The organism is Sphingomonas sp. (genome assembly GCF_013812825.1).
In the GTDB taxonomy this organism is placed as follows: domain Bacteria; phylum Pseudomonadota; class Alphaproteobacteria; order Sphingomonadales; family Sphingomonadaceae; genus Sphingomicrobium.
In genome coordinates this window covers 1-9,003 of sequence record NZ_JACCSU010000043.1, presented here as the reverse complement: position 1 = coordinate 9,003, position 9,003 = coordinate 1, and the positions used below count along the sequence as shown (strand labels likewise).

The 9,003-nt window shown below is 67.3% G+C and carries 10 protein-coding genes; 3 read left to right on the top strand and 7 right to left on the bottom strand.

The window, feature by feature from the left end:
• Positions 1 to 93: 93 nt before the first annotated feature.
• The gene (folK, locus tag H0T81_RS05655; protein ID WP_294010765.1) at positions 94 to 585 is read right to left on the bottom strand and encodes a 2-amino-4-hydroxy-6-hydroxymethyldihydropteridine diphosphokinase; all 492 of its coding nucleotides are present in this window, start codon (positions 583 to 585) and stop codon (positions 94 to 96) included.
• A 111-nt stretch (positions 586 to 696) separates the two neighbouring features.
• Between folK and H0T81_RS05650 the strand changes: the two genes are divergently transcribed.
• Positions 697 to 1,368, top strand: coding sequence for a uracil-DNA glycosylase (locus tag H0T81_RS05650; RefSeq protein ID WP_294010762.1), 672 nt, complete (start codon positions 697 to 699; stop codon positions 1,366 to 1,368).
• Here the strand turns inward: H0T81_RS05650 and H0T81_RS05645 are convergent.
• Genes H0T81_RS05645 through H0T81_RS05635 form a run of 3 tightly spaced genes read right to left on the bottom strand, consistent with a single transcriptional unit; the run spans position 1,365 to position 3,762 of the window.
• The gene (locus H0T81_RS05645; RefSeq protein WP_294010759.1) at positions 1,365 to 1,892 is read right to left on the bottom strand and encodes a VOC family protein; all 528 of its coding nucleotides are present in this window, start codon (positions 1,890 to 1,892) and stop codon (positions 1,365 to 1,367) included. The two genes, H0T81_RS05650 and H0T81_RS05645, sit on opposite strands and share 4 nt — an antisense overlap.
• 21 nt (positions 1,893 to 1,913) lie before the next feature.
• Positions 1,914 to 2,774, bottom strand: coding sequence for an N-carbamoylputrescine amidase (gene aguB / locus H0T81_RS05640; RefSeq protein WP_294010757.1), 861 nt, complete (start codon positions 2,772 to 2,774; stop codon positions 1,914 to 1,916).
• A gap of 10 nt (positions 2,775 to 2,784) precedes the next feature.
• Positions 2,785 to 3,762: an agmatine deiminase family protein gene (locus H0T81_RS05635; protein ID WP_294010755.1), complete on the bottom strand. Its 978-nt coding sequence runs from the start codon at positions 3,760 to 3,762 to the stop codon at positions 2,785 to 2,787.
• 107 nt (positions 3,763 to 3,869) lie between these two features.
• On the opposite strand from H0T81_RS05635, the gene H0T81_RS05630 reads away from it, so the two are divergent.
• Entirely contained in the window at positions 3,870 to 5,846 is a 1,977-nt protein-coding gene (locus tag H0T81_RS05630; protein ID WP_294010752.1) for a S9 family peptidase, read from the top strand.
• 65 nt (positions 5,847 to 5,911) lie between these two features.
• On the opposite strand, the gene rpsD is transcribed toward H0T81_RS05630, so the two are convergent.
• From rpsD to H0T81_RS05615, 3 genes are all read right to left on the bottom strand, one after another.
• Positions 5,912 to 6,526 carry a 30S ribosomal protein S4 gene (gene rpsD / locus H0T81_RS05625; RefSeq protein ID WP_294010749.1) on the bottom strand — a complete coding sequence of 205 codons (615 nt, stop codon included), beginning with the start codon at positions 6,524 to 6,526 and terminating at the stop codon, positions 5,912 to 5,914.
• 152 nt (positions 6,527 to 6,678) lie between these two features.
• Entirely contained in the window at positions 6,679 to 7,239 is a 561-nt protein-coding gene (locus tag H0T81_RS05620) for a hypothetical protein (protein WP_294010746.1), read from the bottom strand.
• A gap of 122 nt (positions 7,240 to 7,361) precedes the next feature.
• Entirely contained in the window at positions 7,362 to 8,090 is a 729-nt protein-coding gene (locus tag H0T81_RS05615; protein WP_294010743.1) for an RNA methyltransferase, read from the bottom strand.
• Between the two features lie 269 nt (positions 8,091 to 8,359).
• Between H0T81_RS05615 and H0T81_RS05610 the strand changes: the two genes are divergently transcribed.
• Positions 8,360 to 8,614 (top strand): hypothetical protein, encoded by a 255-nt coding sequence (locus tag H0T81_RS05610; RefSeq protein WP_294010740.1) that lies wholly within the window; start codon positions 8,360 to 8,362, stop codon positions 8,612 to 8,614.
• Positions 8,615 to 9,003: the final 389 nt, after the last annotated feature.

Below are 9,003 nucleotides of genomic sequence, written 5' to 3'. Positions count from 1 at the left end.
TTCGAACCAGCGACCTACTGATTAAAAGTCAGTTGCTCTACCGACTGAGCTAAGGGCCCACTGCAGCGGATGATGTCCGGGGCGAGGGGTGCGTTACCGCCGTGCGCGTCGGCGGGCAAGGCGGTGGGCGAGGTGGCGGGCGGCGAGTCCGCCGCGGACCGGCCAGTTTGGAGCGACCGCGGCCAGTGGCCCGAGCACGAAGCTGCGCGTCTCGAGCGCCGGGTGGGGAATTGTGAGGCCGCGCGTGCGCCACTTGCCGCCGCTCCACAGGATGATGTCGAGGTCGAGCACGCGGCTGCCCCAGCGCCGGCCGCCGCGCCGGCCGAATTCGCGCTCGAGGGCCTTGAGCGCGCCGAGCATCTCGGAGGGCTCGAGCTTGCTCTCGACGAGCGCGAGCGCGTTGGCGAACTCGCGGCCGGCGCCGCCGTGCGCAGGGTTGAGGACGATCGGCGAAGCGTTGAACAGGCCGAAGTCCTGGTCGAGCCGTGCGATCGCCGCCTCGACCACCGCTCCCGGCCGGCCGAAGCGGCCGTGGCGGCGGTTGGAGCCGATGCCGATCGCGTAGAGGTGAGAAGCCTTGCCCAAATTCGTTCGTCCTGAGCGCAGCGCGAAGCGCGTAGTCGAAGGGCGTTAGCCGCAGCTTGGGAGAAAAAGAACGCCCTTCGACTTCGCTCAGGACGAACGATAAGTGGAGCCGTGAGCAATTTCTCCAGCCCCGCCGACCGCTCGCCGATCCCGCTCGCCGAAGCACCGCGCGACTGCCCTTTGTGCCCGCGGCTGGTCGCCTTCCGCCACGAATTCCGGGCCGAGCACCCCGACTGGTGGAACGCGCCGGTGCCGGCGTTCGGCGACCCCGACGCGTGGCTGGGAATCGTCGGCCTGGCGCCCGGTAAGCACGGCGCCAACCGCACCGGCCGCCCGTTCACCGGCGATTTTGCCGGCGAACTGCTCTACTCGACCCTGCTCAAGTTCGGCCTTGCCGAGGGAGAATATCGCGCCGACCCGGCCGACGGGCTGCGCCTGACCGGAGCGGTGATCTTGAACGCGGTCAAATGCCTGCCGCCGGCCAACAAGCCCTTGCCCCAGGAAATCGCCACCTGCCGCAATTATCTCGAAGCCTCGCTGATCGCGCTTCCGAAAGCGCGGGTGCTCGTCGCGCTCGGCCAGATCGCCCACGTCGCCGCGGCGCGGGCGATCGGCCTGCCGCCGTCATCGACCCGATTTGGCCACGGCGCCGAGCACCAGGCGCCCGACGGGCGAGTGCTGCTGTCGAGCTACCATTGCTCGCGCTACAACCAGAACACGCGAAGGCTCGACGCGGCGATGTTCGAAAGCGTGTTCGAGCGGGCGCTGGCCCTCCGCGCTTAAAGCCCGATGCGCGCCAGTTGCTCGGTGGGGGCGTTCGAACGACGCAGCCTGACCAGCTCGTCAGGATTGAACTCGGCGCCAAAGAATGGCGGCACCATCGCCTCGGCCATTGCGTCGGATTTCATGAAGTCCGCGGCGGCCTGCTTGGTCGGCAGATTGTCGCAGCTGATCTCGACCTCGTTGCCGTCCGGGTCGCGGTAGTAAAGCGACGAGGTGAAGTGGTGATTGACGGCCGAAGTCGGCTCGATCCCCAAATTCTTCAGCCGCTCATAATGTTCGGCCAGGTCCCCTGGATCGCGGCACATGAAGCCGATGTGATCGACTCCCCCCGCGGCGGCCGGTCTGTCTTCGGTTTCGCCATCGTCCCAAATGACGAAGCGGTGGTGCTCGTCGTCGAAGCTCATGAAGGCGGCGAACTCGTTGCGGAACCGGACGTCGGCCCCGAACGCGCGTCCGTACCACTCAACCGCCCGGTCGACATCCTTGGTCCGGAGCCCGAAATGCCCGATCTGCAGTGATGTCATTGTGCGTCTCCCCGACAAAAATCACCGATCTTCGACAAGCCTGCCATAAAGCTCCGGCCGGCGGTCCCTGAAAAATCCGAAGGCTGCACGGTGCTTTTTCGCCGCCGTGAGGTCGAGCTCTGCGACGATTACGCCAGAATCCTCCGCTCCGCATTCCGCAAGAATGTCGCCGCGCTCGTCGCAGATGAAGCTGTGGCCGTAGAAGCGCTGCCCGCATTCGGTGCCGGTGCGGTTGGCGGCGACGATCGGGACGACGTTCGACACCGCGTGGCCGATCATCGCCCGGCGCCACAGCCGGCTGGTGTCGAGGTCGGGGTCGTGCGGCTCCGAGCCGATGGCGGTCGGGTAGAACAGCACTTCGGCGCCCATCAGCACCATCGCCCGGGCGGTCTCCGGGTACCACTGGTCCCAGCACACGCCGACGCCGAGCGTCGCGCCCTTGTCCGGGCCCACACCGCTCCAGACCTTGAAGCCGGTGTTGCCGGGCCGGAAGTAGAATTTCTCCTCGTAGCCCGGCCCGTCGGGGATGTGGCTCTTGCGGTAGATGCCCGCGATCTTCCCGTCCGGGCCGACCATCGCCAGGCTGTTGTAATGGTGCGGGCCGTCGAGTTCGAAAAAGCTCGTCGGGATCCAGATCTGCAGCTCGGCCGCCAGCTCCTGCATCGCGAGCACCGACGGGTGCTCGGCGGCCGGCCTCGCGCCGGCGAACAGCGCCTCGTCCTGGGTTCGGCAGAAATAGGGCCCTTCGAACAATTCGGGCGGGAGGACGACCTGAGCGCCGCGGCCATGCGCCTCGCGCACCAGCTCGGCGACGGCGCGGATATTGGCACCGGTGTCTTCGCCGAAGGCGAGCTGCAGAGCGGCGACGGTGAGCTTGCTCATGGCAGCGCCTTTAGCGCGGAATCTGCTGGCTGATGCAATGGAAGCTGCCGCCCCCGGTCAGGACATGGTCGGCTCGAAGGCCGACGGCCTTGCGGTCGGGGAACAGCGCCTGGACGACCGTCACCGCGGCCGAATCGTTGGCGACCCCGTACTGCGGCACGACCACGGCCGCGTTGCCGATGTAGAAGTTCATGTAGCTCGCCGGGATGATGTCGCCTTCCGCATTCTCCAGCCGCCCCGGGGAAGGCAAGGTAACGAGGTCAAGCTTCGCCTCGCGCAGCCGCTTGGCGGCATCGCGGTAAACCGCCTCATTTGGATCGTCTTTCGCCGGGGTCGGGATCGCTACACGGCCCGGCGCGACGAACCGCGCGATATTGTCGATGTGGCCGTCGGTATGGTCGCCCAGCAGGCCCGACCCGAGCCAGACGACACGCTCGAAGCCGAGATCGCGGGCAAGGCGCTGCTCGATGTCCTCGCGCAGCAGGCCCGGGTTGCGGTTGGGGTTGAGCAGGCATTGCTCGGTGGTCAGCACGGTGCCGCTGCCGTCGTGGTCGATCGCGCCGCCCTCGAGCACCCAGTCGGCCTTCGAGAAGGGCAGGCCGGCGGCCGCGGCGAGCCGCTCGCCGATGTCCTCGTCGCCGGGAAGCTCGTACTTGCCGCCCCAGCCGTTGAAGCCGAAGCCGGCGGCGCGGCGCTGCTTCCCCGAGCCGCAGACGATCGGCGCCGTGTCGCGCAGCCAGATGTCCCCGAACGGCTCGACGATCACCTCGGCGAACGGCGCGAGCTCGCGAGCGACGGCCGCCGAATCCTCGTGCGCCGCGACCAGCAACACCTGCTCGCCCTCGCCGCCGGCGTGGACCGCCGCGGCGAACTCCGCGACCTCGCGTTCGGCCGCCTTCAGATCGGCCAGCCACAGCTCCGGGTCGCTCGGAAAGCCGATCCACACCGCCTCGTGCGGCGCCCATTCGGGTAGAGGCGGCCGGGTCATTGCCGCGGCCGGTAACAGCCGGACCCGATCGCGCCAAGAAGCCTCTTGCTTTGCGGCCAGGTTGTGCGAAATTCCGGGTGCCGGGTGTCAAGGGGAGTTTTCGTAGCGTGTACAAGCTGTTGTCAGGCGCGGGCATTGCCGCGCTGTGGTGTTTTGCGGCCCAGGCTCAAGCCCCGGCCAGCCTGGCGGCCGATGCCGCGGCGTTCGGGGCGCGGGAATCGGTCGGTTCCGCGGATCTGTCGGCGGACGGGTCGAGCGTTCTCTACCTGACGCCGGGCCCAGGGCGCAAAACCATCGCGGTCGTCGGCGACCTGTCGGCCGGCAAGTTCAGCACGGTGGTCGCCACAGACGGCGACCCTGAGTCGCTCTATTGGTGCAATTTCGCCTCGGCCCGGCGCGCGGTCTGCCAATTCGGCGGGCTGGTCGAAAGCAAGAGCATGGGCGAGCTGCTCGGTTTCCGGCGAATGGTCGCGCTCGACGTCAACGGGGGCGGCAATCCCAAGCTGCTCGGCCAGGCGGAAAGCCCCTACGACGGCAGCCTCCGGCAGGACGACGGCAACGTCATCGACTGGCTCGGCGGGACCGAAGGCGCGGTTCTGATGGATCGCCTCTATGTTCCCGAGGAAGGCAAGATCCAGTCGCGGGTCGTGCGCACCAAGAGCGGCTGGGGAGTCGACAAGGTCGACGTCAGTAGCCTGCGCGGCACCACGGTCGAGACCCCTCGCGAGGCGGCGGGCTATCTGACCGATGGCCGCGGCAACGTCCGGCTGATGTCGATCACCGGCGCCCGGCACAGCGGCATGCTGACCGGTGAAATGGACTATTTCTTCCGGACCGCGGGATCGCGCGATTGGAAACCGCTGATCGACAGCAAGGACGACGAGTTCGTTCCGCTGGCGATCGATGCCGACCTCGATTCGCTTTACGCGCTCAAGAAGAGGAACGGCCGCTACGCGCTGCATTCGATCAAGCTCGACGGAAGTATGGCGACCCGCCTCGTCGCCGAAAATCCGCGGGTCGACATCGACGACGTGGTGCGCATCGGCGACGGCCAGAAAGTGATCGGCTACACCTATGCCGAGGACAAGCGCCAGACCGTCTATTTCGACCCCGAGTTCAAGGCGCTTTCGGCGTCGCTGGCGAAGGCGCTTCCGCGCCTGCCGCTGGTGAGGTTCGTCGACGCGAGCAGGGATGGTCGCAAGCTGCTGGTGATCGCCGCCAGCGACGTCGACCCGGGCCGCTATTATCTGTTCGACCGAGACAAGAAGACCCTCACCGAGGCGATGCTCGCCCGGCCCGAGCTCCAGGGGCGGACCCTGGCCTCCGTCAAGCCGGTGACGATTCCGGCGCCTGATGGAGTCCTGATTCCCGCCTATCTGACGCTGCCGCCGGGGCGCGAGGCCAAGGGGCTGCCGGCGGTCGTGCTGCCGCATGGCGGTCCGAGCGCGCGCGACGAGTGGGGCTTCGACTGGCTCGCGCAATTTCTCGCCGCGCGCGGCTTTGCGGTGCTGCAGCCGCAATTTCGCGGCTCGGCCGGCTTCGGCGACGCGTGGCTCAAGGAAAACGGCTTCAAGAGCTGGCGGACGTCGATCGGCGACATCAATGCGACGGCGCGCTGGCTCGCCTCACAGGGTATGGGCGACCCGAACCGGCTGGCGATCGTCGGCTGGTCGTATGGCGGCTATGCGGCGTTGCAGTCGGCGGTGACCGAGCCGGCCCTCTACAAGGCCGTTGTCGCGGTCGCGCCGGTCACCGACCTCGCCTTGCTCAAGCAGGATTACCGCAACTTCACGATCGCCAATCTTGTCAACAGGGAGATCGGCTCGGGGCCTCATGTCGCCGAGGGCTCACCGTTGCGCCGCGCTTCGGCGATCGCCGCCCCGGTGCTGCTTGTCCACGGATCGAAGGATGCCAACGTCCGGGTCTGGCATTCGCAGAAGATGCATGATGCGCTTCGCGGCGCCGGCAAGCAGAGCGAGCTGTTGCTGTTTGACGGCCTCGACCACCAGCTCGAGGATGCCGGCGCGCGGGCGCAGATGCTGACCCGGATCGGCGATCTGCTGCAACGGACCATCGGCCGCTGACAAAAAGGGCGGCCCGCGAAGGCCGCCCTTGTTGAGCCGAGATCCCGGCCTGCGCCGGGACGATGTCAGCGCGAGTAGAACTCGATGACCAGATTGGGCTCCATCCGCACCGGATAGGGCACTTCGTCGAGCTTCGGGACGCGGGAGTAGGTGACCTTCGCGGTGCCTTCCGGAACGACATAATCGGGCACGTCGCGCTCGGCGAGGCTCTGCGCCTCGATCGTCAGCGCCATCTCCTGCGCCTTGGGGCCGAGCTCGATGACGTCGCCGACGTTCACCCGGCGCGAGGCGATGTTGCACTTCTCCCCGTTGACCCGGATGTGGCCGTGGCTGACCAGCTGGCGAGCCGCCCAGATGGTCGGCGCGAACTTGGCCCGGTAGACGACCATGTCGAGCCGGCGCTCGAGCAAGCCGATCAAATTCTGCGACGCGTCGCCCTTCATCCGGCTCGCCTGCTGGTAGGTCTGCTTGAACTGCTTTTCGGTAATATCGCCGTAATAGCCCTTGAGCTTCTGCTTGGCGCGCAGCTGGATCCCGTAATCGCTGAGCTTGCCCTTGCGGCGCTGGCCATGCTGGCCGGGCCCATATTCGCGGCGGTTGACCGGGCTTTTCGGGCGCCCGAAGACGTTCTCGCCCATCCGGCGGTCGAGCTTGTACTTGGCGCTTGAGCGCTTTGACATGAGGCTTCCTTCAATTGCGTTCGACTACGTTCCCGGGGCCGCGCTGCCTGGACAGGGATGTCGGCAGGGCCACCGCTTCACCGGGAGTGCGGGGCCAATTGCGAGCGGCGCGCCTAGCGGAGCGCCCCTGCAAGGTCAAGTTTTCGGCCCGCTTACGGACGGCCGCGGGGGACCGTTCTGCCCTCGGCGCGGAGGCTGTTGTTGGTCTCGTCGAGCTCGAGCAGACAACCGCGGCTCGGAAGGCAGGCCCGGCCGGTGCGGTCGACCGCTGCGGAGATCGCCGGCGACAGCCTGACGGTGGCCGAAACGACGCGCGCGTCCTCGAGCGCGAACACCAGCGAACGCCCGGCCGTGGCCGATTTCACCGCGAAATCGCGAAGCGGCACCCATCGGTTATGCCCCGCCGCCAAGGGGCCGATGCGGGCAGGGGCCGACTCGGCCGTGGCACCGTTCGACTCGGCGGTGGCAATGACCCGGATCGGCCCTCGGGCCCGGGTTCTGCCCTGGTTGGCGACCAGCACGTAAAGCGTATCGCCGTCGATCCTCAGGCCCTTGATGGCCATGTCGGGAAACATCCGGGCCGTCGCGTTGGGGTGAGGCTGCGACAAGGTGCGGTTTTCGCCGGGAGTGACGCCTGGGCGCGGATCGAGGCCGAGACGGATCCCATCGTCTGGCCCGGCGGCGGCAAGGGCGAGGATAAGCAGCTCGAACATGGCCTTTTCCTTTGCAAAACCAAGCCGTTGGGATCATGCGCCGACGGCGCGTGCGTTTCAATCGATTAGCGGAGTGCCGCGAGCGACCTTGCTAACCGCGCGGGCGCGCGGGCTGCGCGAGGCTAACCGCGGGACCGCGCGGGCTGCGCGAGCGCCCGGATGAGGCCGCGCACGGCCTTCACTTCGCGCGACGACCAGCCAGTCTTGGTGAAGATCGATCGAATGGTGTTCTTCGTCGCCCGGGTCCGCTCGGGCGGGTGGTAGTAACCCTTCGCTTCGAGCGCCGCTTCGAGCTGGCCGACCAGCGCCTCGAGCTCGCCGTGCGGTGCCGGCGGCTCGAGATCCTTGGCCGGAGGCTGGGCGAGCGCGCTCTTCCGCGACCATTCGTAGGCGAGCAGGATCACGGCCTGCGCCAGGTTGAGCGAGGCGAAGTCGGGGTTGATCGGGACGGTGACGATGGCATTGGCAAGCGCCACCTCGTCGGTTTCGAGACCGGCGCGCTCGGGTCCGAACAGCATCGCCGAGCGGCCGGGCGAAGCGGCGATGGCGTCCGCCATTTCCTCAGGCGAAAGCACCGGCATCACCAGGTCACGTCGGCGCACCGTCGATGCGTAGACGGTCGAGCAGTCCGCGACGGCTTCGGCGGCGGTGGCGAAGACCCGCGCTTTTTCGAGGACGATGTCGGCGCCGCTTGCCGCCGGCCCCGCCTCCGGGTTCGGCCAGCCGTCCCGCGGCCGGACCAGCCGGAGCTCGGTCAAACCGAAGTTGAGCATCGCCCGCGCCGCCTTGCCGATGTTCTGGCCGAGCTGCGGCCGCACCAGGACGACGACGGGCGCGCGTTCAGATGTCATTGTTGCCCTCGAAACACAGGTCCCGGCTTGATCGCGGGCGAATGCAACCTTAGCGTGGACGAACGGTTATGGCTTGAGTCTCGCTCTAGTGCTATTTATCACCGTGGTTTGGCTGCTCGCATGAGGAGGAAAGTATGAGGAAAGGCGTTGTTGCAAGTCTGTTTTATGGAGCTGTTCTCCTCGGTGCGCCGCTAACGGCCGCCTATTCGCAATGGACACCGGGGTCCGAACTCGTCGGGCAATCGGTCCAGGTCGAGACGAACGGCGTCGTGAACACAGTCTATTTCGATCCGGGCGGAGCCGCTCGCGTCATCACTCCTGCCGGCAATGTCGTGCAGGGCAATTGGACGGCCGCCGGCGGGCAATTGTGCCTGCAGACCGGAACCGGCCGCGAATGCTGGCCCTACAATGCGGCGTTCCGTGCCGGCCAGCAGGTCACCTTGGTGAGCAGTTGCCAGGTGGCGTCGCGCTGGACTCCGCTGTCGACCAACCCGGTCCAGGCGTCGGGCGGGGAGCGCGGCTAAGCGTTCTTCCCGACAGTCTATTGAGGAATGGCCGCAGCTTCTGCGGCCATTTCTTTATGAGCCGCTGGTCGTCTGATCCGAAATGGACTCGATCGCCGACAAGAAAATGGCCGCAGCGAGTGCGGCCATTTCTTTTTTCAGCTGCTGCGTCGTTGGTCCGGGCGGTCCGCAGATAAGAAAATGGCCGCAGCGAGTGCGGCCATCTCCTGGTCCGGCGAAGCCGAGACCGGCCTTATCAGTCCGGGCTCTTCTCGTCGTCGTCCTTGCGCAGCAGGGTGACGGCGAGGACCGCAGCGGCGATTCCGGCGAGAGCAAGCAGCAGCGGCGAGAACGCAAAGCCTCCGCCGACTGGCGCAACTGGCGGCGGCGGGGCCGGGGGTGGCGGCATC